The organism is Mangrovicoccus algicola, assembly GCF_014903745.1.
Lineage (GTDB): Bacteria > Pseudomonadota > Alphaproteobacteria > Rhodobacterales > Rhodobacteraceae > Mangrovicoccus > Mangrovicoccus algicola.
On sequence record NZ_JACVXA010000014.1, the window covers coordinates 15,517 to 41,112 of the forward strand.

Consider the following 25,596-nt stretch of genomic DNA (forward strand, 5'->3'; position numbering starts at 1 on the left):
CTTGCGCGGTGGCCGCGGGGCGTGATGCGGCCCCGCCCGTCCGTTGCCGCCATGGCCGGGCCGAGACCGCGCCGGTATCTGCACAAATTTTAGACATTTTGAGAAAATTTCACCTCGAAGCTGGGTTTCACTTGGGTCCGGGCCCGCGACGTGCCGTTCTGGCGCCACCTTCCCCGGCCAGCGGGGAGCGCATCGAAGCGTCCGCGAGACGCCAACAGAGAGGTACGATCATGACCGCCATTTGGAGTGGCCTGCGCAGCGGGCTTGCCGCGGCAACCGCCCTGACGATGACCACCGTCCTTCCCGCCTTCGCCGAGACGACCATCACCGCGGTGATGCATTCGGGCCTGCGCGTGCTGGACCCGGTGATCACGACCGCGCATATCACCCGCGACAACGCCTTCATGATCTTCGACACGCTGGTCGCGCTGGACGAGGATTTCGTCGTGCAGCCGCAGATGGCCTCCTTCGAGGTCTCCGAGGACGGGCTGAGCTATACCTTCACCCTGCGCGACGGGCTGAAATGGCATGATGGCGGCGAGGTCACCCCGGCCGACTGCATCGCCTCGATGAAACGCTGGATGCAGCGCGACGGCGGCGGCCAGATGATCGAGGCCCGCATGGAAAGCCTGGAGGCCACCGGCGACAACAGCTTCGAGCTGACCCTGACCGAGCCCTTCCCCTACACGCTGGAAGCCATGGCCAAGCCCTCGGGCCTGGCGCTGTTCATGATGCCCGAGCGGCTGGCCAGCACCCCGGCCAACGAACCCATCCCCGAGATGATCGGCTCGGGTCCCTTCAAGTTCGTGCAGGACGAATTCCAGCCCGGCGTGAAGGTCGTCTACGAGAAGAACGAGGATTACGTCCCCGCGGAAGGTCCGCAAAGCTGGTTCGCCGGCGCCAAGGACGTCAAGGTCGACCGCGTCGAATGGGTGACGATGCCCGATGCGCAGACCTCGCTGAACGCGCTGATGAACGGCGAGATCGACTTCCTCGAACAGGTTCCGGTCGATCTGCTGCCGCTGCTGGAAGGGATGCCGGGCCTGCAGAACCAGGTCCTGGCGCCGCTGGGCTATGTCACGATCGGACGGATGAACTTCCTCCACCCTCCCTTCGACGATCCCAAGATCCGCCAGGCCGCCAAGCTGGCGCTGAGCCAGGAGGACGTTCTGACCGCGCTGATCGGCAATCCCGACTACTTCAAGGTCTGCGGCGCCATCTTCGGCTGCGACACCCCCTTCGAATTCTCCGACGGGTCCGAAAGCCTGACCTCCGGCGGCGATATCGAGGCGGCCAAGGCGCTGCTGGAAGAGGCGGGCTATGACGGCACGCCGGTCGTGCTGATGCAGCCCACCGACGTGGTCACGCTGACCGCCCAGCCGATCGTCGCGGCCCAGGCGCTGCGCGAGGCAGGCTTCACCGTCGACATGCAGCCGATGGACTGGCAGACCCTCGTCACCCGCCGCGCCAGCCAGGCCGACCCGGCCGATGGCGGCTGGAACCTGTTCTTCACCAACTGGATCGTGCCGGAAGTCTCGAACCCGCTGGCCAATATCATGCTGCCGGGCCGCGGCGACGATGCCTGGTTCGGCTGGCCGACCGACGAGACGATGAACGGGCTGCTGGACGACTTCGCCTCCGCCGCCGAGCTGGAGGACCAGAAGGCCGCCGCGCAGCAGATCCAGGCGCGGGTGATGGAGAACGTCAACTACATCCATCTCGGCCAGTACTTCAATCCCTCCGCCTGGAGCGACAGCCTGACCGGCATCACCGAAGCGCCCTTCCCGGTCTTCTGGGGCGTCGAGAAAGAGGGCTGAGCCCGAACCGAACCAAGCCCCGGCCGCAGACGCGGCCGGGGATCACGACAGAAGGGAGCCCCGGATGCCCGTCTATTTCCTCCGCCGCGTTCTTGCCGCCATCCCGGTGATGCTGGTCGTGGCCGTCTTCGTCTTCCTTCTGCTGCGGCTGACGCCCGGCGACCCGGCCGCCGTTCTGGCCGGGGACATGGCGACCCCCGAACAGCTGGAACAGATCCGCGCCTCGCTGGGGCTGAACGATCCGCTCTATGTCCAGTTCCTGCGCTGGATGGGCGACCTGCTGCGCGGCGATTTCGGCACCTCGCTGATCTCCAACCAGCCGGTTCTGGACCTGGTCGCCGACCGGATGTGGCCGACCATCTGGATCGCGCTGATCACCATCACCCTGTCGGTGATCGTCGCCGTGCCCATGGGCGTCGTCGCCGCGTGGAAACACCGCTCCTGGATCGACCACCTGGTGATGACCTTCTCGGTGCTGGGCTTCTCGATCCCGGTCTTCGTCATCGGCTACCTGCTGATCAAGCTCTTCGCGCTGGATCTGGGCCTGCTGCCGGTGCAGGGCTATGTCGCCCCCTCCGAGGATCTGCCGGGCTTTGCCGCCCGCGCCGTCCTGCCCGCGCTGACGCTGGCCTCCATCTACATCGCGCTGATCGCCCGGATGACGCGGGCCAGCCTTCTGGACGTGCTGGGCGAGGACTATGTCCGCACCGCCCGCGCCAAGGGACTGGCCGAGCGCCGGGTGCTGTTCCGCCATGCGCTGCGCAATGCCGCCGTGCCGGTGATGACGGTGATCGGCACCGGCTTCGCCCTCCTGATCTCGGGCGTGGTCGTGACCGAGAGCGTCTACAACATCCCCGGCCTGGGCCGGCTGACCGTCGACAGCATCTTCGCCCGCGACTACCCGGTCATCCAGGCGCTGATCCTGCTGACATCGGGCATCTACGTGCTGGTCAACCTGGCAATCGACCTGTCCTATTCCTTCCTCGATCCGCGGATCCGCTACTGATGGCCGAGAACACCATGCGCGCAGCTTTTCCCCTTTCGACCCGCGCCCTCTTCTCCCGCATCGGCATCGCGCCCTTGCTGGCGGGCCTGGTCCTGATCCTCATCATCCTCGCCGCGGTCTGCGCCCCCCTCGTGGCGCCGCATGACCCGATCTACCAGAACCCGATCCAGCGGCTGAAACCGCCATCTGCCGAGTATCTCCTGGGCACCGACAATTACGGCCGCGACCTGCTGAGCCGGGTGATCTGGGGCGCCCGCGTCTCGCTGCTGATCGGGCTGGGCGTCACCGTCATGGCGGTGGTCATCGGCCTGGCCATCGGGCTGGTCTCGGGCTTCTTCCGCCTGGCCGACGCGGTCATCATGCGGATCATGGACGGTCTGATGGCCATGCCCTCGGTCCTTCTGGCCATCGCCATCGTGTCGCTGATGGGCGCCTCGATCTGGACCGTCATGGCCGCGATCACCATCCCCGAGATCCCCCGCGTCGTCCGGCTGGTGCGCTCCATCGTGCTGTCCGCGCGCGAGGAACCCTATGTCGAGGCGGCCATCTCGATGGGCACGTCGCTGCCGCGGGTGCTGTGGCGCCACCTGATGCCCAACACCTTCGCGCCGCTGACCGTGCAGGCGACCTATGTCTGCGCCTCCGCCATCCTGACCGAGGCGATCCTGTCCTTCCTCGGCGCGGGCGTCTCCACCGAGACCCCGACCTGGGGCAACATCATGGCCGAGGCGCGGATCTATTTCCGGCTGAAGCCCGAACTGATCTTCTGGCCGGGCCTGGCGCTGTCCATGTGCATCCTGTCGATCAACCTGCTGGGCGACTGGGCGCGCGACGTCCTCGATCCCCGCATGGGCAAGAGGGAGTCCTGACATGCCGGTTCTCGATATCCGCAACCTCACCGTCGCCATCGATGCCAAGGACGGCGCCTCCGTGGTCCGCGACATCTCCATCTCGATCGAGCCGGGCGAAACCGTCTGCCTGGTGGGCGAATCCGGCTCGGGGAAATCCGTCTCGTCGCTGGCGACGATGGGGCTTCTGCCCAAGGGCGCGCTGAAGGTCACGGGCGGGGAAATCCTGCTCGATGGCGAAGACATGCTGAAACTGTCGCCCGCCGAGCTGCGCGACCGCCGCGCCACGCGCATGTCGATGATCTTCCAGGAACCGATGACCGCGCTGAACCCGGTCATCAAGGTCGGCGACCAGATCGCCGAGGTGCTGGAGGCGCATACGAAACTGTCCAACGCGGAAAGCCATGCCCGCGTCATGGGTATCCTCGACCAGGTCGGCCTGCCCGATATCGAAAGGGTCGCGCGCAGCTATCCCCACCAGCTGTCGGGCGGCCAGCGGCAGAGGATCATGATCGCCATGGCGCTGATCCTGGAACCGCGCCTGCTGATCGCGGACGAACCCACGACCGCGCTCGACGTCACCACGCAGCTGCAGATCCTGCGGCTGATCAAGGATCTGCAGCAGAAGCACGGCACGGCGGTTCTGTTCATCACCCATGACATGGGCGTCGTCGCCGAGATCGCCGACCGGGTCTATGTCATGAATCGCGGCGACATGGTGGAAACCGGCAAGGTGATGGACATCCTCGCCGCGCCGAAGATGGACTATACCCGCCGCCTGCTCTCCTCGGTGCCCTCGCTGGTGCCGCGCCCTCCGCGGCCGGTGGCCAGCGAGAGGCTGGCGCTTCAGGTCAGCGAACTGGACAAGATCTACGGCGGCGGCGGATTCCTGTCGAAGGCGGCGACCACCCATGCGGCCAAGGCCGTGTCGCTGGAACTGAAGGCCGGCCGCACGCTGGGCATCGTCGGTGAATCGGGCTCGGGCAAGTCCACCGTGGCGCGCTGCGTCATGCGGCTGATCGATCCCTCCGCGGGCGGGATCCGCGTTGGCGGGCAGGAGATCGCGGACCTGACCCCGCGCGGGCTGCACCCGTTCCGCAAGCGCCTGCAGATGGTGTTCCAGGACCCCTACCGGTCGCTGAACCCGCGGCTGTCGATCGAGGAGTCGATCATCGAGGGGCCGATGAATTACGGCATGCCCCGCGCCGAGGCCGTGGCCAAGGCGGCGGAGCTGCTGGACCTCGTCGGCATGCCCGCGGGATCGGCGAAACGCTATCCGCACATGTTCTCGGGCGGGCAGCGCCAGCGCATCGCCATCGCCCGCGCCCTGGCGATGGAGCCCGAGCTGCTGGTCGCGGACGAAGCCGTCTCGGCCCTGGACGTGTCCGTGCAGGCGCAGGTGCTGGACCTTCTGACCGAGATCCAGGAACGCACCCGCATCGCCATCCTCTTCATCACCCATGACCTGCGCGTCGCGGCCCAGATCTGCGACGAGGTGGCGGTGATGAAACGCGGCGAGGTGGTCGAATACGGCCCGACCGCCGCCGTGCTGGGCGCGCCGCGCCACGACTATACGAAATCGCTTCTGGCCGCCGCGCCGGGCCGGGACTGGGATTTCCCCAATTTCCGCCCCGTGGCTGCCTGACCTCTCAAGGAGTCTCCCGTGCCCCGTATCGCCATCGGCGGTTTCCTGCACGAAACCAATACCTTCGCGCCATCCCAGGCAAACTATCAGGATTTCGTCCATGGCGGCGGCGCAGGCCGGATGCTGCACGGGGCGGAGATCCTCGAGGAGCTGGCGGACGTCAATGCCGCCATCTCCGGCGCGATCCGCCACGGCCGCGCCGCGGGCTGGGACCTGGTGCCGACGATCTTCGCGGCCACCTCGCCCTCGGCCCATGTCACCTGCGATGCCTTCGAGAGGATCGCGGGCGACATGATCGACCGCATCGCCGCCGCCATGCCGCTGGACGGGGTGTTCCTCGACCTGCATGGCGCGATGGTCACCACCCATCTGGATGACGGCGAGGGCGAATTGCTGGCGCGGCTGCGCGACCGGATCGGCCCGGACGTGCCGGTGGTGGTCTGCCTCGACCTGCACGCCAATGTCACCGCCAAGATGTTCGGCCATGCCGACCTTCTGGAAAGCTACCGCACCTATCCGCATGTCGACATGGCCGAGACCGGGCTGCGCGGCGCGGCCGCGCTGGAGCGGATGCTGGATGGCAGCCGCCCGGAAAAGGCGATGCGCACCCTGCCCTACCTGTCCGCCATCGCCTGGCAATGCACCTCTGCCGAACCGGCCAGGGGGCTCTATGCGCAGATGGAGGCTCTGGCGGGCGGCAGCCGCGAGATGAGCTTCAACATGGGTTTCCCGGCGGCGGATTTCCCCGAATGCCAGATGACGGTCCTGGCCTATGGCGCAGGCGCCGAGGCAGCCGCCGACGCGATGGCCCGCGCGGTGGAGGCGGCCGAGCCCGCGTTCCGCGGCCGGGTCTACAGCCCCGCGGAGGGCGTGGCGGAGGCCATGCGGCTTGCCGAAACCGCCGCCGCGCCGGTGGTGATCGCCGACACGCAGGACAATCCCGGCGCGGGCGCCGACAGCAACACCACCGGCATGATCCGCGCCATGGCGGCAGCCGGGGCACGCGGTGCCATCGGCAACCTCTACGACCCCGCAGCCGCCTCCGCCGCGCATGAGGCCGGAACCGGCGCGGTGATCCGGCTGGCGCTTGGCGGGCAGTCGGGCGTGCCGGGCGATGCGCCCTTCGAGGCGGAGTTCACCGTCGAGGCGCTGTCGGACGGGGAATTCACCGCCCATGGCCCCTATTACCGCGGCAAGAAGATGAGCATGGGCCCCTCCGCCTGCCTGCGGCTGGGGGATCTGCGCATCGCGGTGGTGTCCTCCAAGGCGCAGATGGCCGACCGCGCCATGTTCCGCCAGGTCGGCATCGCCCCCGAGGCGGAGCCGATCCTGATCGTGAAAAGTTCCGTCCATTTCCGCGCCGATTTCGAGCCGATCGCCGCGGCGCTGCTGACCTGCGCCGCGCCGGGCCCGATGGCCGTGGACCCCAAGGACCTGCCCTGGACGCGGCTGCGCCCGGGGATCCGGCTGGGCGCGATGGGCCCGGCCTTCGAACCAGACGACACCGACAGGAAGGAGACCGCACATGCCGGTCATTGAGGGCATCGCGGCATTCGCCGATGATCTGACCGCGATCCGCCGCGACATCCACGAACATCCCGAACTGGGATTCCAGGAGGTCCGCACCTCCGCCATCGTGGCGGAGAAGCTGAAGAGCTGGGGCATCGAGGTGACGACCGGGCTGGGCAAGACCGGCGTGGTCGGCGTGCTGAAGGGCAGCCGCCCGGGCCGCACCATCGGGCTGCGCGCCGACATGGACGCGCTGCCGATCCACGAGGAGACCAACCTGCCCTTCGCCTCCAAGACCCCGGGCGTCATGCATGCATGCGGCCATGACGGGCACACCACCATGCTTCTCGGCGCGGCGCGCTACCTGTCGGAGAACCCCGATTTCGCCGGCACCGCCGTTTTCATCTTCCAGCCCGCCGAGGAAGGCCTGGGCGGCGCGCGCGCGATGCTGGCCGACGGGCTGTTCGAGCAGTTCCCCTGCGACGAGATCTACGGCATGCACAACGCCCCCCATCACCAGCCCGACCTGGTGCAGGTGAAGAAGGGCCCGGCCATGGCCGGTTCGGATTTCTTCGACATCCGCATCACCGGCCGCGGCAGCCACGGCGCGCGCCCGGAGGATTCGAAGGACCCGGTCGTCATCGCCACCGCGCTGGTCCAGCAGATCCAGACGATCGTCGCGCGCAACGTGCCGCCCACCAGCCCGGCCGTCGTTTCCGTCACCAAGATCCACGCGGGCGACGCCTATAACGTGGTGCCCAACACCGCGGAACTCGGCGGCACGATCCGCTTCTTCGACACCGCGACGGGGGTGCTGATCTCCGAGCGGCTGCGCGCCCTCTGCGCCGGGATCGCCGCCGCCTACGAGGTCGAGATCGCGGTCGACATCCGCAACACCTTCGACGTGCTGGTCAATGACGATACCCTGGCCGAGGCCGTCCTTGCCGCCTCCGGTCCGGTCGTGGGCCAGGCGATGACCGGGCTGACCGAGGAACTGGTGATGGGCTCGGAGGATTTCGCCGACATGCTGCGCGTCATTCCCGGCGCCTATTGCACCATCGGCCATTCCGGCGGCATCCCGGTGCACAATCCGGGCTTCACCCTCGATGACGCGATCCTGCCCGTGGGCGCGTCGATCTATGCAAATCTCGTGACCCAGAGGGGCGCCGCAGCATGACGACCTGGAAAGACCTTGCCTTCGACACCGACACGATCATCGAGGGCATGCGCCCCTGGATCGAATGCGAAAGCCCCACCTGGGACGGCGCCGCCGTCGACCGGATGATGGACCTGGTGGCGGTGAAATGCGCCGAACTGGGCGCCACGGTCGAACGCATCCCCGGCACGATGGGGCTGGGCGGATCGGTCCGCGCGCGGTTCCCCCATCCCCGCGCGGGCGAGCCGGGGATCATGATCTCGGGCCATTTCGACACCGTCCATCCCGTCGGCACCCTGGCCAAGAACCCGTTCCGCCGCGAGGGTGGCAAGGTCTACGGGCCCGGCATCCAGGACATGAAGGGCGGCAACTACATCACGCTGGAGGCCATGGCCCGGATCATCGAGGCGGGGATCGAGACGCCCCTGCCCGTCACCATGCTGTTCACCCCCGACGAGGAGATCGGCACCCCCGCCACGCGCACCCTGATCGAGACCGAGGCCAAGCGCGCGAAATACGTGCTGTGTCCCGAACCGGCCCATCCCGATAACGGCGTCTGCACCGGGCGCTATGCCATCGCGCGGTTCAACCTGGCGGCCGAGGGCAAGCCGTCCCATGCGGGGGCCGATGTCAAGGGCGGCATCTCGGCGGTGCGCGAGATGGCCAGGCGGATCATCGAGATCGAGGAGATGACGACCGAGGCCTGCACCTTCTCGTGCAACAACGTCCATAGCGGCCAATGGGTGAACTGCGTGCCCTCCTTCGCCTCGGCGGAATGCCTGTCGATGGCCAAGGAACAGGCCGATCTGGATGCCGGGATCGAGCGGATGCTGGCCATGAGCGGCGAAAGGAACGGCGTGCGCTTCACCGTCACCCGCGGCGTCACCCGCCCGGTCTGGGAACCGGGCCAGGCAGGCACGATGGCGCTTTACGAAAAGGCGCGCGCGATTTCCGAGGATCTCGGCTTCGAGATGCCGCATCGCAGCCAGGGCGGCGGATCGGACGCGAATTTCACCGGCGCGCTCGGCATTCCCTCGCTGTGTTCGCTGGGCGTGAAAGGCGAGGGTCTGCACACGCTGGGCGAGCATATCGACGAGGATTTCATCGTCCCGCGCACCCGGATGCTGGCCGGGCTGCTGGCCACGCTGGACTGAGCTCAGTCTCCGCCCGGCCGCCGCAGATCGGCCAGCTGGGCGGAGAGCATATCCGCGGGATAATCCGCCGCCTCCGGCAGATCCGCCACCAGCAGCGCGGGGGCATGGCCCGCGCTTTCGATCGCCGCCCCGTCGGGACCGGCGATCACCGAGCCGCCGCCGAAATCCAGCCCGTCCTCGGCGCCGCAGTAATTGGCATAGGCCACCGCGATCGCGTTCTCGCAGGCCCGCGCCGGCACCAGCAGGCGCTGCACATGCTCGTATCCCGCCGGATTGGCTGTCGGCACCAGGATCGCCTGCGCCCCGCGCCGCGCAAGGTCGCGCGCATGCTCGGGAAACTCGATGTCATAGCAGATCAGCAGACCGAAACGCCGCCCGCCCAGATCGAAGACCGGCGGCGGCGCCTCTCCGGCGCGGAACCCCGTGCGTTCCATCCCGCCGAAAAGCTGGATCTTGCGGTAATGCGCCAGCTCCGCGCCATCGGGGCCGAAGGCTGTGGCGGCATTGAACACATCCCCGCCCGCGCGCTCGGCCCAGCCCAGCACCAGCCCGATGCCGTGGCGGCGGGCCATCCCGGCGGCCGCCTGCATCCAGGGCCCGCCGCGCGGCTGGGCCTCGGCCCCATGGCGTTGCGGGCAGTTGTAACCGGGCAGCACCAGCTCCGGCGCGACCAGCAGCGCGGCCCCCGCCGCGGCGGCCGCGGCCAGGGCCTCCTCCAGCGCCGTCATGCGGTCGCGGGCGGTTGCGGAACGGGCGGGCATCTGCAGCAGGGCGATCCTCATCGCGCCATTCTAGCGGCCGCCGCGCCTGCGGGGAAGCCCGCGCCTGCGGCCCGGTGGCACGTCGCCAAATGCCGCGCTTCACGCGACAACTGGGCGCGAGGGGCCATCAGAGCCCGCACCACATGACGACAGGGATTTCCAGATGATGCGCTCCACTCTTTCCGTCTTCGCCCTCTGTGCCGCCGCGCTGCCCGGTCTCGCCGCGGCAGACCCCGTCAAGGTCGGGCTGCTGCTGACGCTGTCGGGCCCGCCCGCGGTGCTGGGCGAACATGCCCGCGACGGCGCGCTTCTGGCGCTGAAGAAACTGGATGGAAAGCTGGGCGGCGAAGCGGCCGAATTCCTCGTCACCGATGCCGAGGGCAAGCCCGACATCGCCGCGCAGAAGGCCCGCCGGCTGGTCGAAAGCGACGGGGCGGATGTGGTGATCGGGCCGATCTTCTCCAACATCATGGCGGCGATCGCGGGACCGGTGACCGAAGGCGGCGCCTTCCTGCTTTCGCCCAATGCCGGACCCTCGGTCTTCGCGGGCGAGGGCTGCAACCCCGACATCTTCGTCGTCTCCTACCAGAACGACCAGCCCGACCAGGTGATGGGCGAATACGCCTCGGGCGCGGGCTATGGCAGCGTCGTGCTGATCGCGCCGAATTACCAGGCGGGGATGGACCATCTGGGCGGGTTCAAGCGGACCTATGACGGCGACATCACGGCCGAGCTGATGACCCAGCTGGGACAGCTGGACTATTCCGCGGAACTGGCCCAGATCGCCGCCTATCAGCCGGATGCGGTCTATGCCTTCCTGCCCGGCGGCATGGGCGTCAATTTCGTCAAGCAGTACCAGCAGGCCGGGCTGTCGGGCATTCCCATGATGTCGAGCTTCACCACCGACGAGACGACCCTGCCCGCCATGCAGGACGCCGCGCTGGGAATGCTGTCCTCGGGATCCTGGAGCCCGGACCTGGACGTGCCCGGCAATGCCGAGTTCGTCGATGATTTCATCGCCGAATACGGGCGCGTCCCGGCCAGCTATGCCGCCTATGCCTATGACGCGGTGATGCTGCTCGACACCGCCATCGCCGCGGCGGGCACAGAGGACCGCGATGCCCTGCGCGAGGCGCTGAGGACCGTCGACTTCCCCAGCCTGCGCGGCAAGTTTTCCTTCGGCGCCAACCAGTTCCCGGTGCAGGATTTCTACCTGACCGAGGTGGTGCAGCGCGCGGACGGCGCCTATGCGACCTCCGCGAAGGAACTGGTCACGGCCGACTATGTCGATGCCTATGCCGATGCCTGCACCGCAGAGTGATCCCCGGGGCGGGCACCGGCCCGCCACCGCCTGACCCATGGCCAATCTCTTCCTGCTCCAGCTCCTGAACGGAGCGCAATTCGGCATCCTCTTGTTCCTCGTCGCCGCCGGGCTGACGCTGGTCTTCGGGATCATGGATTTCATCAACCTCGCCCATGGCGTCCTCTACATGCTGGGCGCCTATCTGATGGCGATGTTCGCGCTGGAAACCGGCAGCTTCTGGCTGGGGCTCCTGCTGGCGCTGGCCACCACGCTGGTGGTCGGGCTGGTGCTGGAATGGCTGGTCTTCCGAAGGCTTTACGACCGGCCGCACCTGGACCAGGTGCTGGCCACCTTCGCGCTGATGCTGATCCTGTCGGAAGGGGTGAAGATCCTCTGGGGTTCCGCGCCGCTGAACGTCGCCATGCCGGAGCTGCTTTCGGGCTCGATCCCGCTGGCCGGGCCGCTGCGCTATCCGGTCTACCGCATCGCGATCATCGTCGCGGGGCTTGCCACCGCGGCCGGGCTCTGGTGGCTGATCGCACGCACCCGGGCGGGGATGCTGTTGCGGGCGGGGGCGTCGAACCGGCCCATGGTGGCGGCCCTGGGCACCGACATCTCGCGGCTTTTCCTGCTGGTCTTCGCGCTCGGCGCGATGCTGGCGGGATTTGCCGGGGCGCTGGTCTCGCCGGTCCTGTCCGTCGATCCCGGCATGGGCGATTCCATCCTGATCCTGACCTTCGTGGTCATCGTCATCGGCGGCGTGGGCTCGGTGAAGGGCGCCTTCGCCGGCGCGCTTCTGGTGGGCATCGTCGACACGGTGGGCCGCATCTTCGGGCCGATCTGGCTGAAACTGGTGATGGACCCCGCCGCCGCGACCCAGGCCGGGCGGGTGCTGGCCCCGATGCTGGTCTACCTGCTGATGGCGGCGGTCCTGTCCTGGCGGCCCAACGGCCTGTTCGGGCGGCCGTCATGAGCGCCGCGCCCAAGGCCGCGATCGCGCTGCTGATCCTGCTGGCGCTGGTCCCGCCGGCGGCCGCCGCCATCGGCGATCCCTTCCTGACGGTGATCGCCACGCGCATGGCGGTCTTCGCCATCGCCGCGCTGTCCTTGGACCTGATCCTGGGCTATGGCGCGCTGGTCAGCTTCGGCCATGCCGCGTATCTGGGGCTCGGCGCCTATGCGGTGGCGGTCTGCGCGCGCCACGGCATCACCGACCTCTTCCTCCAGATGGGGGCCGCGGCCCTTGCCGCCGCGCTCTTCGCCGCCGTTTCGGGGGCGGTATCGCTGCGCACCCGCGGCATCTACTTCATCATGATCACCCTGGCCTTCGGACAGATGGCCTATTTCTTCTTCGTCTCGCTCTCCGCCTATGGCGGCGACGACGGCACGGCGCTGGCGGCGCGCTCCACCCTGTTCGGGCGCGCCTGGCTGGAGAATGACACCGCCTTCTTCTACATGGTCCTGGCATGCCTCGCCCTTGCCTATGGCGGGCTCGACCGGCTGGTCCATGCCCGGTTCGGCCGGGTGCTGACCGGCACGCGCGAAAGCGAGCTGCGGATGCGCGCCATCGGCTATCGCCCCTTCCGCTACCGGCTGGCCGCCTATGTGCTCTCGGGGATGATCTGCGCGGTGGCGGGGGTGCTTCTGGCGAACCAGACGGAATATGTCTCGCCCGCCTACATGGCCTGGACGCGCTCGGGCGAATTGATCGTGATGCTGCTCCTCGGCGGGGTCGGCACGCTGGCGGGGGCGATGGCCGGGGCGCTGGTCACGGTCGGGCTGGAGGAGCTGCTGGCCGGCTGGTCCGAACACTGGCGGCTGTGCTTCGGGCTGATCCTTCTGGCGGTCGTGCTGTGGTCGCCCGCCGGGCTCACGGGGCTGCTGCGCCGCCTTCTGGCAGGAGGGCGGAGATGACGCTTCTGGCCGTGCGGGACCTGCGCAAATCCTACGGCGCGCTTGCCGTCACCGACGGGCTGTCGCTGGATGTGGCAGAGGGGGAGCTGCACGCCATCATCGGGCCGAACGGCGCGGGCAAGACCACTCTGATCGCCCAGCTCTCGGGCCAGCTGGCCCCCGACAGCGGCAGCGTGACCTTCGACGGCACCGACATCACCCGGACGGACATGGCATCGCGGGTGCGTGCCGGGCTGGCGCGCAGTTTCCAGATCACCACGCTGATGCCCGCCATGACCGCGCTGGAAAACGTGGCACTGGCGGTGCAGGGCCGCTCGGGCAGCTCCTTCCGCTTCTGGCGCCCGGTCGCGGCGGAAGCGGCGCTGAACGACCAGGCCATGACCTGCCTCGCACAGGTCGGGCTGGCCGACCGCGCCGACCGCCCCGCCGCCGCGATGAGCCATGGCGAGAAGCGGCAGCTGGAACTGGCCGTCGCGCTGGCCTGCCGCCCCCGCCTGCTGCTGCTGGACGAGCCGCTGGCCGGGACCGGACCGCAGGAGGCGGAGCGGCTGGTCGCCTTGCTGGAGGCGCTGAAGGGGCAGGTGACGATGGTGCTGATCGAACACGACATGGCGGCGGTCTTCGCGCTGGCCGACCGCATCTCGGTGCTGGTCTACGGGCAGATCGTCGCCTCGGGCGGCCCGGAGGAGATCCGGCAGGATCCGGCCGTGCGCGCCGCCTATCTGGGGGAAGAGGCGTGCTGAGCATCGAGGGGCTGGAGGCGGGCTATGGCACCGCGCAGGTGCTGTTCGGCATCGACCTGGCCGTGGCCGAAGGCGAGGCGGTGGCGCTGCTGGGGCGCAACGGCATGGGCAAGACCACGACCGTGCGCGCGCTGTTCGGACTGATCCCGGCCAGGGCCGGACGCATCGCGGTTGCCGGGCGCGACCTGACCGGCGCCGCCCCGCACCGCATCGCCCGGGCCGGCCTCGGCCTGGTGCCCGAAGGGCGGCAGATCTTCCCGACGCTGACGGTGGAGGAGAACCTGGTCGCCACCGCCCGCAGCGACGGGCGCCCGCGCTGGAGCCTGCCGCGCATCTGGGAGCTGTTCCCGCGGCTGGCGAAACGGCGGCGGAACATGGGCGACCAGCTGTCGGGCGGCGAACAGCAGATGCTGGCCGTGGGGCGCGCGCTGATGACCAATCCGCGCCTTCTGGTGCTGGACGAGGCGACCGAGGGTCTGGCGCCGCTGATCCGCGAGGAAATCTGGTCCTGCCTGATCCGGCTGAAGGCCGAGGGCGAGGCGATCCTGGTGATCGACAAGAGCCTTGCCCAGCTGTCGCGCTTTGCCGACCGGCACGTCGTGATCGAGAAGGGCCGCACCGTCTGGACCGGCAGCCCCGCCGCGCTGGCCCGCGCGCCGGAGATCGCGCAGCGCTACCTTCATGCCTGATCCGCTGCGACCGCGGCGCGGATTGCCCCCGTGCGACCGGCGGGTCTAGACCGCGGCAGAGGCGCTGCCCGAGGAGCGAGCCATGACACCCGAGATGATCCTTCTGACCATCGCCGCCTTCGTGGTCGGCCTGTCGAAGGGCGGACTCTCCGCGGCCGGGGCGCTGGCCGTGCCGATGCTGTCGATCTGGATGGATCCGCTGCAGGCGGCGGCGGCGCTGCTGCCCATCTACATCGCCTCCGACATGGTCGCGGTGGCGATCTACCGCAAACAGCCCTCCTGGCCCAATCTGCGCATCCTCGTTCCCGCCTCCCTGGCGGGCGTCGCGCTGGCGACGCTGGCGGCCCCGCATGTGCCGATGGCGGCGGTGACGCTGCTGACCGGGGTGATCGGGCTGACCTTCGTGGTGCAGACGCTGCTGCTGCCCCCGGCCACGGCGCCGCGCCATGCGCGGGTGGGGCCTGGCATCGCCTGGGGGCTTGTGACCGGCGTGACCAGCTTCATCTCGCATAACGGGGCACCGCCCTTCACCGCCTACCTGCTGCCGCAGAAGCTGCCCAACCTGGCCTTCGCGGGAACGGCCACCATCACCTTCGCGATCATCAACCTGTCGAAACTGCCGGCCTATCACGAGATCGGCCTGACCGGGGGGCTCGACCTTCCGGTGCTGGCGCCGCTGATCGCCGTTGCCGTCGCCGGGGCCTTTGCCGGGCGCTGGCTGGTCGGGCGGCTGCCGCAGCGGGTCTACTCGGCGGTGATCCGGGCGATGCTGGCCCTGGTCTCGGCCTATCTCTGCGTGACCGCGACCATCGCGCTGCTGTGACGCGCGGCGGCGCGGATCTCCAGCGCGGCCTGCAGGGTCAGCCGGCTGCGGCAGCCGGCCCCCCCGGCCGGGCGGGGGAAATCGGACCGGAAATGCGCGCCGCGGCTTTCCCGGCGCAGCAGCGCGGCGGCGGCGATCAGCGTGGCGGTGGCCGTCATGTTGACCAGAACCGGGCAGGCGCGCGCCGCCGCCTCGATCTCCGCGATCTCGGCCAGGCATCGCGACAGCCCGGCCGCGTCGCGGATCACCCCCGCCCCCGCGGTCATCGCCTGCCGCAGCCGCAGCACCAGCGCCGCATCGGGCGGCGGCAGCGGGCGCAGGGGCGGCAGGACGACCTCGGGGCTGGGCGCCGCGGAAGGCAGGCAGGTCGCCATGTCGGCGGCGGCGCGGCGGGCGAAGACCAGCGCCTCCAGCAACCCGTTGGAGGCCAGCCGGTTGGCGCCGTGCAGCCCGGTGCAGGCCGCCTCGCCGCAGACCCACAGACCGGGCAGGCTGCTGCGGCCGCGCGCGTCGCTCTGCACCCCGCCGATATGGTAATGCGCCGCCGCCGCCACCGGCATGGGCTGCCGCGCCGGGTCGATCCCCGCCGCGAGGCAGGCGCGCGAGACCTCGGGGAATTCCTGCAGGATGGCCGCGCCGGGCGCCTGCGTCGCATCCAGCACGGGGCGCCGCCCCGCCCGGGCCGCGGCAAAGACCGCGCGGGCGACCACGTCGCGCGGCGCCAGGTCGGCATCCGGATGCAGCCCCGCCATGATCGGCGCGCCGGAGGCATCGCGCAGCACCGCCCCCGCCCCGCGCAGCGCCTCGGTCGCCAGGGGCGCCGGATCGCGGCCCAGATCCAGCGCGGTGGGATGGAACTGGACGAATTCGGCATCGGCGATCAGCGCGCCCGCGCGCGCGGCAAGCCCCACCGCCTGCCCCGCAATGCCCGGCGGATTGGTGGTGACGGCGAACAATCCGCCCGCCCCGCCCCCGGCCAGGAGGATGGCGGGCGCCGTCACGCATACCGGCCGCGACGCCGCCGCCCCGTCCGCGCCGATGCGCATCAGCTCCGCCCCCGCGACCCGTCCGTGGCGCAGATGCAGCCCGCAGGCCGCGACGCCTTCCAGCACCTGCACCGAGGGCGTGGCGCGGATCGCCGCGATCAGGGCCCGCATGATGCCCGCCCCGGCCCGGTCGCCTCCGATGCGCACGACCCGCGGCCGCGAATGCGCCGCCTCGCGCGACAGCACGTAGCCGCCGGCCGGATCGCGGTCGAAGGGCGCCCCCAGAAGGGTCAGGTCGCGGATGCGCTGCGGAGCTTCGCCCGCCACCGCCGCGGCCACCGCCGCATCGACCAGCCCGGCCCCCGCGCCGACCGTGTCCCGCGCATGGTCCGCGGCGCTGTCGGAGGGCCCCATGGCGGCGGCGATCCCGCCCTGGGCCCAGGCGGAACTGGCCCCCTCTCCCAGGACCTGCGGCGAGACCACCAGCACGGGCCGCGGCGCGAGGGCCAGCGCGGCGGACAGCCCGCCGATGCCGGCACCCAGAATGACCACCCGCCCGGTGGCAAGCCTGCGCATCGCCGGCTCAGGCGGCCGCGCGACGGCCAAGATCGATCATCCGCTGGACCGCGACACGGGCCCCGGCGGCGATACCGGGGTCGACTTCGACCACGCCCTGCATCGCGTGCAGCGACCACAGCACCTTTTCCAGCGTGATCTTCTTCATGTGCGGACACATGTTGCAGGGGCCGACGAACTCCACCCCGGGATGCGCATCCGAGATGTTGGAGGCCATCGAGCATTCGGTGACCAGCATCGCCTTCTGCGGCGTTTCGCGCGCCACGTAATCGATGATCCCGGCGGTGGAGCCCGAGAAATCCGCCTCGGCCACGACATCGGGCGGGCATTCGGGATGGGCGATGATCCGCGTGCCCGGGTTCCAGTCGCGGAACGCGCGCAGGTCCTGCGCGGTGTACTGCTCATGCACCATGCAGGATCCGTCCCACCAGACGACGCGTTTCCGCGGCACCTGCCGGGCGACATTCTGCGCCAAGTACTTGTCGGGGGTCATGATGACCGTGTCGCTGTCCAGCCCGGCGACGATCTGCGCCGCATTCGAGGAGGTGCAGCAGATGTCGGAGGCGGCCTTCACCGCGGCGCTGGTATTCACATAAGTGACGACCGGCGCGCCCGGATAGAGCCGCCGCATCTCGGCGATACCCTCGGGGGTGATGCTTTCGGCCAGCGAACAGCCTGCCTCCGGGTCGGGGATCAGCACGGTCTTGTCCGGGCTGAGGATCTTCGAGGTCTCGGCCATGAAATGCACGCCGCATTGCACGATCACCGAGGCTTCGGTCCGGGCCGCCTCGACCGCCAGCTGCAGGCTGTCGCCGACGACATCGGCGATGCCGTGATAGATCTGCGGCGTCATGTAGTTATGGGCCAGGATGACGGCGCCGCGTTCCGCCTTCAGGCGGTTGATCGCGGCGACATAGGGGGCGTGCATCGCCCAGTCGAAAGGCGTGACCACCCGGGCCATGCGGGCATGGATATCGGCCATGGCCTCGGCCTTGTCCAGCGACGGCGCCAGGTCGTAATGCCGGGCCAGTTCCTCGCGGTCGACGGTCATCTGCTGCATGGCGGTCCTTCCTCCCGTGCCCCGGCGGCGGCAGCCGCGGATGCGGCGCCTCCTATACGCGCAGGACGGAAGGGAACAAGCACCGGGACCCCGGAAAAATGCGTTCCGCGACATTTTCTTGCGAAAATCCTGCCTATTTTGTTGGTATAGATACGTATAAGATGCGTTTTGATGGTTATCCTGCGGCGGAAAGATCCGCGATCAGCGCAGCCGCCGCACGGGTGCGGTAGCGGCCCGGATGGGTCAGCAGGGCGAAGGCCCGTTCGGGACGGCGCGCCCAGGTGACCTCGCGCAGCGTCACGCCGCCCCCGGCCCCGCCATCCAGCCCGGTCGCCCGGCGCGACAGCATCGCCAGGCAATCCCCGGCGGCGACCGCCGACAGGATCGCCTCGTTCGAGGGCAGTTCCAGCGCCACGCCCAGATCGCCGACCGACAGTCCCAGTTCGTCGAGGTGATGCTCGAATTCCGAGCGCGTGCCCGACCCGGGTTCGCGCAGCAGCCAGGGAAAGGACAGATAGCTGCTGGCGGCGATCGCGCGTCCGGCCAGCGGATGGCCCGCCGCCATGACAAGGACCAGCTCGTCGCGCGCCACCACCTGCCGGGTCAGGCTCTGCTGCGCGACCTCGCCCTCGACCAGTCCCAGATCGGCATGGCCGGCCATCACCGCCTCGGCGACCTGCGCGGTATTTCCGGTTTCCAGGCTCAGCTCCACCAGCGGATGCGCGGCGTGATAGGCCACCAGGCGCGGCGGCAGCCAGTAGCTGGCGACCGTCTGGCTGGCATGGATCCGCAGCCGTCCCAGCGTCTTGCGCGACAGGTCGTTCAGCATCTGCTCGGCCGATTCCGCCTGGGCCAGCACCGCCTCCGCCGCGGAGACGAAGCGGGCGCCCGCCTCGGTCAGGCGGATCCCGCGGCCGATCCGGTCGAACAGGCGGAGGCCGTGCTGGGCCTCCAGCGCGGCAATGGCGGAGGAGACGGCCGATTGCGTCAGGTGAAGCTGCCCGGCGGCGCGGGTGACATGCGCCTCGCGGGCGACGGCCAGGAAGATGCGCAACTGGTCGAGCGTCATGCCAATTCATAACCAGAATCGAACGAAACAACAAAGATAATCCGTTATACGGAACGGTTCCGGCAACCTATCTGTGCGCCATGTTCCGAAAAGGCGACGCCCGCATGTCCGATCTCCCTCTTCCCCGTGCCGATACCCGCCCCCTGCCCCGCCCCGCGCTGCGGCCGCTGCTGCCCGGGCTGGGCCTTGCCGCGGCCATTGCGCTGACCGCGATCGCGGTGCAGCGCCTCAGCGGCATCGCCGCGCTCAGCCCGCTCATGGCGGCGATGGTGATCGGCATGGGGCTGCGCAACTCCACCGGCATCCCCCGGACCATGGCGCCGGGCATCGGTTTTGCGCTGAAACGCCTGCTGCGGCTGGCGATCGTGCTGCTGGGGTTCCAGCTGACCCTGGCACAGATCGGCGAGATCGGGCTCAGGGGCGCGGCAGTGGTGGTGCTGAGCCTGGGCGCGACGCTGGTCTTCACCAAGGCGATGGGCCGCGTGCTGGGCGTCGAGCCGCGCCTGGCCGAGCTGATCGCGGCGGGCAGCTCGATCTGCGGCGCCTCGGCGGTGATCGCCTGCAATACCGTCACCCGCGGCCGCGACGAGGATGTCGCCTATGCGATCGCCTGCGTGACGGTCTTCGGGTCGCTGTCGATGATGCTCTTCCCGCTGCTGGCCGGGCCGCTGGGCCTGTCGCCGCAGGATTACGGGCTGTGGGCCGGCGCCACGATCCACGAAGTGGCGCAGGTGGTGGGGGCGGCCTTCTCCGGCGGCGAGGCGGCGGGCCATGCGGGCACCATTGCCAAGCTGTCGCGGGTGATCCTGCTGGCCCCGGTGATCCTGTCGCTGGGCATGATGGCGCGGCGCCGCGCCGGGGCGGAGCCGGGCGCGACAGTGCCGGTCCCGTGGTTCGTCCTGGGCTTCGCCGCGGTGGTGGCGGCAAATTCGCTGATCCCCCTTCCCGCCGGGCTGCAGGCCCCGGTCGCGTCGCTGACCACCTTCCTTCTGGCGATGGCGCTGGCGGCGATGGGGCTGGAAACCGACATAGCCAAGCTGCGCCGCGAGGGGCTGCGCCCGCTGCTGCTGGGGGCGCTGGCCTGGATCTTCATCTCCCTCGCCGGTCTGGGGCTTGTGCTGCTCCTGTGAGGACCGTCTCAGCCCCTGCCCCGCGGCAGGGCCATCACCTCGGCCATCGACAGCACATGGCAATAGATCATGTTGATGACGCGAAGCTCGTGTTCATGCAGTTCCGTCGTGGCAGCCGCGCAGCAATCCTCGACCACCAGCACCTCGAAGCTTTCATCGGCCAGGCTGCGCACGGTCGAGGAGACGCATTGGTCGGTGAAGATGCCGGCGCAGATCACCCGCCCGATGCCCATGTTGGACAGGACCATCCGCAGGTTGGTGCCGGTCAGCGCCGAATCCGTGGTCTTGGTCACGACGATCTCGTCCGCCATCGGGCCCACGGCATCCGCGATCCGGCTGTCCGCGCGGTCCTTCGGCAGCAGCAGATAGTTGAAGCCGGGCTTCTTCTGGGACAGCGACCGGTCCCGCCCGTCCTTCTTCAGGCAGGCGATGCGGGCATGGATCACCTCGATCCCCTGCGCCCGCGCCCAGTCCTGAAGCCCGCGGGTGTTCGGAAGCACGGTGTCCCGCATCCGGTCATGGAAAGGCGCCCAGCGGGCGGCCTCGGCCGGATCATCCGGCACCTCCAGGTAGGTGTTCTGCAGGTCGATGCACAGAAGCGCGGTCTTGCCGGGATCCAGCGCGATATCCGCGGGCTCCTCGGCGGTCTCGTAGTAGAAGCTGCGCCAATCCGTCTTCCAGCCCATCAGATTTCCTCGATCGCCTCCAGGCTCTCGGGCAGGATCTGGCCGCCATCGACGACGATCTGCTGGCCGGTGACATAGGCCGCCTCGTCGGAGGCGAAGAACAGCGCCGCATTGCCGATATCCTCGACCGCGCCCAGCCGCTTCAGCGGGATCGAGGCGGCCATGGTCTTCAGGTAGTCCTCCCCCAGATCCTGTAGCCCCTCGGTATAGATGTTGCCGGGCATCACCGCGTTGATCGTGGTGTTGTAGCGGGAAAGCTCCATCGCGGCGGTCTTCAGGAAACCGAGCTGTCCGGCCTTGGACGCGCCGTAATGCGCCCAGCCGGGGAAACCGGTGACCGGGCCGGTGATCGACGAGGTGACGATGACCCGTCCCTTCCCGGCCTTCTCGAAGACCGGGATGCAGGCCTTCACGCAGAGGAATGTGGATTTCAGATTGGTCGCCATGACGCCGTCCCAGTCCTCGGGCGACATGTCGAGCATCTTCACCTGCGGAAAGATCCCGGCATTGGCGCAGAGGATGTCGACCCCGCCGAAAAGCTCGACGGTGCGCTCGACCATGGCCTGGACGCTTTCCCAGTCGGCGACATCGCAGGGCAGCCATTCGGCCGTGCCCCCCGCGTCGCGGATCTCGGCGGCGGCCAGTTCGGCGGCCTCGGCGCCGCGGGCGGCGATCATCACCTTGGCGCCCTGCGCGGCAAAGACCTTGGCGATGCCCTTGCCGATGCCTTTCGATCCGCCGGTCACGATGACCGATTTGCCTGCGATGGAAGTCAGCATTGCGGTATTCCCTGTCGTGTCATGTCGTTGGCCTCAGGCGCCTCAGTGCCCAGGCGAGGATCAGTCCCGCCGCCACCATTCCGGCAGAGCCCGCAACGGTCAGCATCCCCACGGTCGGCACCAGCGGCGAATAGCCCGAGATCATCTTGGCGAAGAGCCATTCGGGCAGAGTGCTGTCCGCCCCGGTGGTGAAAAGCGACAGCGGGAAATTGCCCCAGCTGAGCAGGAAGGCGAAGAGTCCGGCCGAAACCACGCCCGGCATCAGCAGCGGAATGGTCACCTCGCGCAGCACCTGCCACTGGGTCGCGCCCATGTCGCGCGCGGCCTCCTCCAGCGCGGGATCGAAGCCGAAGGCCCGGATGGACACGATCAGCGTGGCGATCGGCGCGATCCACACCAGATGCGCGACGATCGCGGTCTTCCAGCTGGGCACGATCCCCAGCGCGTTGAACCACATCAGCAGCGCCAGCCCCAGAACGGTCTGCGGAAAGAAGATCGGCAGCAGGATCAGCTTCTGGAACGGCTTGCGGAAGCGCCAGGAGTAGCGCGCGAAGGCCAGGGCACCGAGGAAGCCGATGACCATGGAGGAGACCGTGACGATCCCCGCCACCTTGAGCGAGATCCACAGCAGCCCCTGCACCGTGTCCGAGGCCAGCGCCTCGCCGTACCATTCGGTGTTGTAGCGGCGGATCGGGAAGCTCAGGTAGCGCGCCTTCGACACCGAGGCGAGCCCGACCGAGACCAGCGGCAGGTAGAGGAAGGCGAGGACGGCGATGCCATAGGCGACGAGCAGGGCGGAGGCGAGGCGGGAGGTCTTCATGATTTCCGCCCCATCATCGCATCCAGATCGGCCTTCGATATCGCCCAGATGGCCAGCGTGCCGATGATCGCGATCAGCACCATGGCCAGCGCCGATCCCAGCGGCCAGTTCTGCCCGTAGGTGAAGGCGGTCTGCACCTCGTCGGCGATGGTGATGACCGCGCGCCCGCCCAGAAGCTTGGACTCCGCCATGGCACCGGCGGCCAGCACGAAGCTCAGCAGGGAGCCGACCATGATGCCGGGCATGGCCAGCGGCAGCTCGATCTCGCGCAGGATCTGCCAGCGGGTGGCGCCCAGATCGAAGGCCGCCTGCCGCGCGTCGTCGGGCACCATGGAAATGCCCTGCGCCAGCGGAAACAGCATGAAGGGCAGGTAGACATAGACCAGCCCGAAGACGATCACCGGCACGTTGTAGAGGGGCGCGTCGAAGCCGATGCCGGTCCAGTGACGGACATACCCCTCGATCAGCCCGCCCTTCATCAGCGTCAGAACCCAGCCGAAGAGTCGGATGTTCTCGCTGACGAACAGCGTCATGACGACCCCGATGGTCAGGACCAGGGTGAAGCGGCGGAAGACCTTCGCCATCGCGTAGGCCAGCGGCCAGCAGACCGCCAGCAGGATCAGCGTCGCCAGCGCCGCGAGGACCAGAGACCAGGCGACGGATTTCCAGTAGCCCTGCGCCAGAACCGTCCGGTAGGCGGAGAAATCCGGCATATGCGCCAGGTCGAACACCTTTTCGGGCATCATCGAGAAGCCCGCGACCAGAAGGATCGGGGCCAGGAAGGTGAGGCCGAGAAAGACCGAGAGGGGCAGCGCGTAGAGCGCGCCGAGCTGCCGCTCACGCCGCCGCATCGCGCGCCTCCGCGATCAGGTGCAGCGCGGCTAGGTCGCAGCCCAGCGTGACCGGCGCGCCGATGCCCCCGGCCACCGCATCCTCGCGCAGGACCTCGACGGTCAGCTCGCCCGCCGGGCTGTCGATGCGGTACTGCATCCGCGACCCCAGAAGGTAGGCCGCGGCGACCGTGCCGGTCAGGGTCAGGTCGGCCGCCTGCGGGTTCAGCCGCAGGCTTTCGGGGCGCAGGACCAGCGTGCCGCCCTGCCCCGCCAGCGCCGCCTGCGCCGCGGACGACAGCGCCGCGCCGGCGACCATGCCCGCGCGAAGCGGAAGGAAATTCACCTCGCCCATGAACTCCGCCACGAAGGGCGAGACCGGGCGGGCATAGATTTCCTCGGCCGGGGCGATCTGCTCGAACCGGCCCGCGCGCATGATGGCGATGCGGTCGGACATGACCATCGCCTCTTCGAGGCTGTGGGTGATGTAGATGAAGGTCTTGCCGGTGCGGCGGTGCAGGTCCTTCAGCTCCTTCTCCAGCGTCTTGCGAAGCCGGTAGTCCAGCGCCGAGAGCGGTTCGTCGAAGAACAGGATCTCGGGATCGAAGGCCAGCGCGCGGGCCAGGGCCACGCGCTGCTTCTCGCCGCCGGAGCATTGCTGGATGCGCTTGGCGTAGTAGTCGCGCGGCAGGCGCAGCAGGTCCAAGAGCTCCAGCGCCCGATCCTTGCGCGCCTTCGCCGCGACGCCGCGCAGCTTCAGCGGGAATTCGATATTCTGCCCGACCGTGCGATGCGGGAAGAGCGCGAGCGACTGGAACACCATGCAGGTCGGCCGCCTGTTGGCCGGGATCACGTCGATGCGCTGGTCGCGCAGCCAGATCGCGCCATCCGTGGGGTCGTCCATGCCGACCAGCAGCCGGATCAGCGTCGTCTTGCCGGAGCCGGACGGGCCGACAATCGCCAGGAACTCGCCCTCGGCGACATCGAGGTCGATGCCGTGCAGCGCGGTGAAATCGTCGAAGGTCTTGGTCAGCGCATTGATGCGCAGGATCGGGGATGCGTCGGACATGGCGGCACTTTGCAAGGGGGCCGCCCGCCAAGGCGGCCCGGAACAGGTCAGCCGCGGCGCGCGGCGGTGTAGATTTCCATCAGCCGGTCGTAATCGGCGACGGAATCGTACTCGACCGAATTGGCGGATTCCTCCTCCAGGCTGTCCCACTGGATCGCGTCCAGCTCGTCCGTGTCCCATTGGGCGAAAACCTCCGGATCGCCCATCTGCGCAACCGGGTTGTAGGTGCCCTCGGCAAAGCCCACCGCCTTGCAGATCTCGGGCTTCTGGACGAATTCCAGGAAATCGGAGGCCAGGGGCGAGGCGTCGGGATTGTTGACCAGCGAGGTCAGCTCGGCCCAGACGACGCCGCCCTTGCCGTCGATCGGCCCCGAGGCCGGGGTGATCGCCCGGATCTGGGTCATCCCGTCGAGCCGCGCGGGCGAGGCCGTGTAGGTGCCACCGGTGAAATAGGCGTCGATCTCGCCATTGATCAGCGCGGTGTTCATCGCGACCAGATCGTCGCTCATCATCTTGGACCCCGCGAAGATCTTGGCCGCGACATCGGTGAAGGTCTCGAACCCGGCATCATCCAGCGGCTTGAACGGGTTCAGGTCCGCCGTCAGGCACATGTGGATCAGGTTCCAGTTGTCATAGGTCAGGATGCCGTAGCGCCCGGCCATGTCCGGGTCGAGGAACAGCTTCCAGCCCTGCTCCTCCGCCGTGGCGCGGCTGATCTTGTCGGTGTTCACCACGAAGGAGAACGGGCCGTAGCGCTGGGGCATGCCGATCAGCTCGCCATCCTCGGCAAAGGCCAGCGGATAGGGCGGCGTGCCGTATTCGGGCGTCATCTTCTCGAAGAACGGCATGAACCGCTCCTTGTCGAGCGGCTTGATCAGGCCCGAGGGATAGAGCTGTCCGCGCGCCCAGGGCTGGTTGAGGTTGATCAGGTCCCAGACATTCACCTCGCCGGCGCGCAGCTTGTTGATCATGTCCGGATCGGAGGTCCCGGATTCCGCGCGCACCGTGGCGCCGGGGTTCAGGTCGCGGAACGGGCCCAGGACGTCATCGGTGTTGTAGCCTTCCCAGCACAGGATGTTCAGCTCGTCGCCGCGCGCGGCGCGGGCGGTGGCGGGACGCATCAGGGGCGCGGCGCCGAGGGCGGCCAGCCCCGCGGTGAAGGACCGTCGGGAAATCGTCATCTGGGTCTCCATCTCTGTCGGACGCGCAGTCGGGGCTGCGGC

At 68.9% G+C, this 25,596-nt stretch carries 24 protein-coding genes; 14 read left to right on the forward strand and 10 right to left on the reverse strand.

Going from position 1 to position 25,596, the window contains the following annotated elements:
- The first annotated feature begins 230 nt into the window (after positions 1-230).
- The 7 genes from ICN82_RS07025 to ICN82_RS07055 all read left to right on the forward strand — a co-directional run bounded on the left by ICN82_RS07025 (position 231) and on the right by ICN82_RS07055 (position 9,135).
- On the forward strand, positions 231-1,817 hold the full coding sequence (locus tag ICN82_RS07025; RefSeq protein WP_193181144.1) for an ABC transporter substrate-binding protein: 1,587 nt from the start codon (positions 231-233) through the stop codon (positions 1,815-1,817).
- A 64-nt stretch (positions 1,818-1,881) separates the two neighbouring features.
- The gene (locus ICN82_RS07030) at positions 1,882-2,823 is read left to right on the forward strand and encodes an ABC transporter permease (protein WP_193181146.1); all 942 of its coding nucleotides are present in this window, start codon (positions 1,882-1,884) and stop codon (positions 2,821-2,823) included.
- Positions 2,823-3,692 carry an ABC transporter permease gene (locus ICN82_RS07035; protein ID WP_193181148.1) on the forward strand — a complete coding sequence of 290 codons (870 nt, stop codon included), beginning with the start codon at positions 2,823-2,825 and terminating at the stop codon, positions 3,690-3,692. The genes ICN82_RS07030 and ICN82_RS07035 overlap by 1 nt, the downstream gene beginning before the upstream one ends.
- Before the next feature lies 1 nt (position 3,693).
- The gene (locus ICN82_RS07040) at positions 3,694-5,316 is read left to right on the forward strand and encodes an ABC transporter ATP-binding protein (RefSeq protein ID WP_193181150.1); all 1,623 of its coding nucleotides are present in this window, start codon (positions 3,694-3,696) and stop codon (positions 5,314-5,316) included.
- 18 nt (positions 5,317-5,334) lie between these two features.
- Positions 5,335-6,855, forward strand: a complete 1,521-nt coding sequence (locus ICN82_RS21605; protein WP_193181152.1) for a M81 family metallopeptidase — start codon at positions 5,335-5,337, stop codon at positions 6,853-6,855.
- On the forward strand, positions 6,842-8,002 hold the full coding sequence (locus ICN82_RS07050; RefSeq protein WP_193181154.1) for a M20 aminoacylase family protein: 1,161 nt from the start codon (positions 6,842-6,844) through the stop codon (positions 8,000-8,002). Before ICN82_RS21605 ends, ICN82_RS07050 begins: the two co-directional genes overlap by 14 nt.
- Positions 7,999-9,135, forward strand: a complete 1,137-nt coding sequence (locus ICN82_RS07055) for a M20/M25/M40 family metallo-hydrolase (RefSeq protein WP_193181156.1) — start codon at positions 7,999-8,001, stop codon at positions 9,133-9,135. Before ICN82_RS07050 ends, ICN82_RS07055 begins: the two co-directional genes overlap by 4 nt.
- A gap of 2 nt (positions 9,136-9,137) precedes the next feature.
- Here the strand turns inward: ICN82_RS07055 and ICN82_RS07060 are convergent, their stop codons facing one another.
- A complete protein-coding gene (locus ICN82_RS07060) occupies positions 9,138-9,917 on the reverse strand; it encodes a carbon-nitrogen hydrolase family protein (RefSeq protein WP_193181158.1) in 780 nt (259 codons plus the stop codon).
- Positions 9,918-10,059: 142 nt separating this feature from the next.
- Between ICN82_RS07060 and ICN82_RS07065 the strand changes: the two genes are divergently transcribed.
- From ICN82_RS07065 to ICN82_RS07090, 6 genes are all read left to right on the forward strand, one after another.
- Positions 10,060-11,217, forward strand: a complete 1,158-nt coding sequence (locus ICN82_RS07065; protein ID WP_193181160.1) for an ABC transporter substrate-binding protein — start codon at positions 10,060-10,062, stop codon at positions 11,215-11,217.
- Between the two features lie 37 nt (positions 11,218-11,254).
- Positions 11,255-12,172, forward strand: coding sequence for a branched-chain amino acid ABC transporter permease (locus ICN82_RS07070; RefSeq protein ID WP_193181162.1), 918 nt, complete (start codon positions 11,255-11,257; stop codon positions 12,170-12,172).
- Positions 12,169-13,113, forward strand: a complete 945-nt coding sequence (locus ICN82_RS07075; protein ID WP_193181163.1) for a branched-chain amino acid ABC transporter permease — start codon at positions 12,169-12,171, stop codon at positions 13,111-13,113. Before ICN82_RS07070 ends, ICN82_RS07075 begins: the two co-directional genes overlap by 4 nt.
- A complete protein-coding gene (locus tag ICN82_RS07080) occupies positions 13,110-13,856 on the forward strand; it encodes an ABC transporter ATP-binding protein (protein ID WP_193181165.1) in 747 nt (248 codons plus the stop codon). Before ICN82_RS07075 ends, ICN82_RS07080 begins: the two co-directional genes overlap by 4 nt.
- Positions 13,850-14,545, forward strand: coding sequence for an ABC transporter ATP-binding protein (locus ICN82_RS07085; protein WP_193181167.1), 696 nt, complete (start codon positions 13,850-13,852; stop codon positions 14,543-14,545). Before ICN82_RS07080 ends, ICN82_RS07085 begins: the two co-directional genes overlap by 7 nt.
- A gap of 82 nt (positions 14,546-14,627) precedes the next feature.
- A complete protein-coding gene (locus ICN82_RS07090) occupies positions 14,628-15,368 on the forward strand; it encodes a sulfite exporter TauE/SafE family protein (protein ID WP_193181169.1) in 741 nt (246 codons plus the stop codon).
- Here the strand turns inward: ICN82_RS07090 and ICN82_RS07095 are convergent.
- The 3 genes from ICN82_RS07095 to ICN82_RS07105 all read right to left on the reverse strand — a co-directional run bounded on the left by ICN82_RS07095 (position 15,332) and on the right by ICN82_RS07105 (position 19,059).
- The gene (locus ICN82_RS07095) at positions 15,332-16,930 is read right to left on the reverse strand and encodes an L-aspartate oxidase (RefSeq protein WP_193181171.1); all 1,599 of its coding nucleotides are present in this window, start codon (positions 16,928-16,930) and stop codon (positions 15,332-15,334) included. The genes ICN82_RS07090 and ICN82_RS07095 overlap by 37 nt on opposite strands.
- Positions 16,931-16,937: 7 nt before the next feature.
- A complete protein-coding gene (gene nadA, locus ICN82_RS07100; RefSeq protein WP_193181173.1) occupies positions 16,938-17,990 on the reverse strand; it encodes a quinolinate synthase NadA in 1,053 nt (350 codons plus the stop codon).
- A 175-nt stretch (positions 17,991-18,165) separates the two neighbouring features.
- Positions 18,166-19,059, reverse strand: a complete 894-nt coding sequence (locus tag ICN82_RS07105) for a LysR substrate-binding domain-containing protein (protein WP_193181175.1) — start codon at positions 19,057-19,059, stop codon at positions 18,166-18,168.
- A 104-nt stretch (positions 19,060-19,163) separates the two neighbouring features.
- Here ICN82_RS07105 and ICN82_RS07110 point away from each other — a divergent pair, with 104 nt between their 5' ends.
- Complete coding sequence (locus ICN82_RS07110; protein WP_193181177.1) at positions 19,164-20,189, forward strand: YeiH family protein; 1,026 nt, start codon at positions 19,164-19,166, stop codon at positions 20,187-20,189.
- A gap of 8 nt (positions 20,190-20,197) precedes the next feature.
- Here the strand turns inward: ICN82_RS07110 and ICN82_RS07115 are convergent, their stop codons facing one another.
- The 6 genes from ICN82_RS07115 to ICN82_RS07140 are packed head-to-tail and all read right to left on the reverse strand — an operon-like array spanning position 20,198 to position 25,554.
- Positions 20,198-20,875, reverse strand: a complete 678-nt coding sequence (locus ICN82_RS07115) for a cysteine hydrolase family protein (protein WP_193181179.1) — start codon at positions 20,873-20,875, stop codon at positions 20,198-20,200.
- Positions 20,875-21,654, reverse strand: a complete 780-nt coding sequence (fabG, locus tag ICN82_RS07120; RefSeq protein WP_193181181.1) for a 3-oxoacyl-ACP reductase FabG — start codon at positions 21,652-21,654, stop codon at positions 20,875-20,877. Before fabG ends, ICN82_RS07115 begins: the two co-directional genes overlap by 1 nt.
- A 19-nt stretch (positions 21,655-21,673) precedes the next feature.
- Positions 21,674-22,474, reverse strand: coding sequence for an ABC transporter permease (locus ICN82_RS07125; protein ID WP_193181183.1), 801 nt, complete (start codon positions 22,472-22,474; stop codon positions 21,674-21,676).
- A complete protein-coding gene (locus tag ICN82_RS07130; protein WP_193181185.1) occupies positions 22,471-23,325 on the reverse strand; it encodes an ABC transporter permease in 855 nt (284 codons plus the stop codon). Before ICN82_RS07130 ends, ICN82_RS07125 begins: the two co-directional genes overlap by 4 nt.
- Entirely contained in the window at positions 23,312-24,373 is a 1,062-nt protein-coding gene (locus tag ICN82_RS21490) for an ABC transporter ATP-binding protein (RefSeq protein ID WP_193181186.1), read from the reverse strand. Before ICN82_RS21490 ends, ICN82_RS07130 begins: the two co-directional genes overlap by 14 nt.
- Positions 24,374-24,420: 47 nt before the next feature.
- Complete coding sequence (locus tag ICN82_RS07140) at positions 24,421-25,554, reverse strand: ABC transporter substrate-binding protein (RefSeq protein WP_193181187.1); 1,134 nt, start codon at positions 25,552-25,554, stop codon at positions 24,421-24,423.
- Positions 25,555-25,596 lie beyond the last annotated feature (42 nt).

Bases quoted from the DNA above. Each gene is read 5' to 3' on its own strand.
- ICN82_RS07035 (WP_193181148.1), top strand. From the start codon at position 2,823: ATGGCCGAGAACACCATGCGCGCAGCTTTTCCCCTTTCGACCCGCGCC.
- ICN82_RS07065 (WP_193181160.1), top strand. From the start codon at position 10,060: ATGATGCGCTCCACTCTTTCCGTCTTCGCCCTCTGTGCCGCCGCGCTG.
- ICN82_RS07060 (WP_193181158.1), bottom strand. From the start codon at position 9,917: ATGAGGATCGCCCTGCTGCAGATGCCCGCCCGTTCCGCAACCGCCCGC.
- ICN82_RS07075 (WP_193181163.1), top strand. From the start codon at position 12,169: ATGAGCGCCGCGCCCAAGGCCGCGATCGCGCTGCTGATCCTGCTGGCG.
- ICN82_RS07090 (WP_193181169.1), top strand. From the start codon at position 14,628: ATGACACCCGAGATGATCCTTCTGACCATCGCCGCCTTCGTGGTCGGC.
- ICN82_RS07125 (WP_193181183.1), bottom strand. From the start codon at position 22,474: ATGAAGACCTCCCGCCTCGCCTCCGCCCTGCTCGTCGCCTATGGCATC.
- ICN82_RS07140 (WP_193181187.1), bottom strand. From the start codon at position 25,554: ATGACGATTTCCCGACGGTCCTTCACCGCGGGGCTGGCCGCCCTCGGC.
- ICN82_RS07050 (WP_193181154.1), top strand. From the start codon at position 6,842: ATGCCGGTCATTGAGGGCATCGCGGCATTCGCCGATGATCTGACCGCG.
- ICN82_RS07030 (WP_193181146.1), top strand. From the start codon at position 1,882: ATGCCCGTCTATTTCCTCCGCCGCGTTCTTGCCGCCATCCCGGTGATG.
- ICN82_RS07110 (WP_193181177.1), top strand. From the start codon at position 19,164: ATGTCCGATCTCCCTCTTCCCCGTGCCGATACCCGCCCCCTGCCCCGC.
- fabG (WP_193181181.1), bottom strand. From the start codon at position 21,654: ATGCTGACTTCCATCGCAGGCAAATCGGTCATCGTGACCGGCGGATCG.
- ICN82_RS07130 (WP_193181185.1), bottom strand. From the start codon at position 23,325: ATGCGGCGGCGTGAGCGGCAGCTCGGCGCGCTCTACGCGCTGCCCCTC.
- ICN82_RS21490 (WP_193181186.1), bottom strand. From the start codon at position 24,373: ATGTCCGACGCATCCCCGATCCTGCGCATCAATGCGCTGACCAAGACC.
- ICN82_RS07025 (WP_193181144.1), top strand. From the start codon at position 231: ATGACCGCCATTTGGAGTGGCCTGCGCAGCGGGCTTGCCGCGGCAACC.
- ICN82_RS07080 (WP_193181165.1), top strand. From the start codon at position 13,110: ATGACGCTTCTGGCCGTGCGGGACCTGCGCAAATCCTACGGCGCGCTT.
- ICN82_RS07070 (WP_193181162.1), top strand. From the start codon at position 11,255: ATGGCCAATCTCTTCCTGCTCCAGCTCCTGAACGGAGCGCAATTCGGC.
- ICN82_RS07055 (WP_193181156.1), top strand. From the start codon at position 7,999: ATGACGACCTGGAAAGACCTTGCCTTCGACACCGACACGATCATCGAG.
- ICN82_RS07095 (WP_193181171.1), bottom strand. From the start codon at position 16,930: ATGCGCAGGCTTGCCACCGGGCGGGTGGTCATTCTGGGTGCCGGCATC.
- ICN82_RS07115 (WP_193181179.1), bottom strand. From the start codon at position 20,875: ATGGGCTGGAAGACGGATTGGCGCAGCTTCTACTACGAGACCGCCGAG.
- nadA (WP_193181173.1), bottom strand. From the start codon at position 17,990: ATGCAGCAGATGACCGTCGACCGCGAGGAACTGGCCCGGCATTACGAC.
- ICN82_RS07105 (WP_193181175.1), bottom strand. From the start codon at position 19,059: ATGACGCTCGACCAGTTGCGCATCTTCCTGGCCGTCGCCCGCGAGGCG.
- ICN82_RS07040 (WP_193181150.1), top strand. From the start codon at position 3,694: ATGCCGGTTCTCGATATCCGCAACCTCACCGTCGCCATCGATGCCAAG.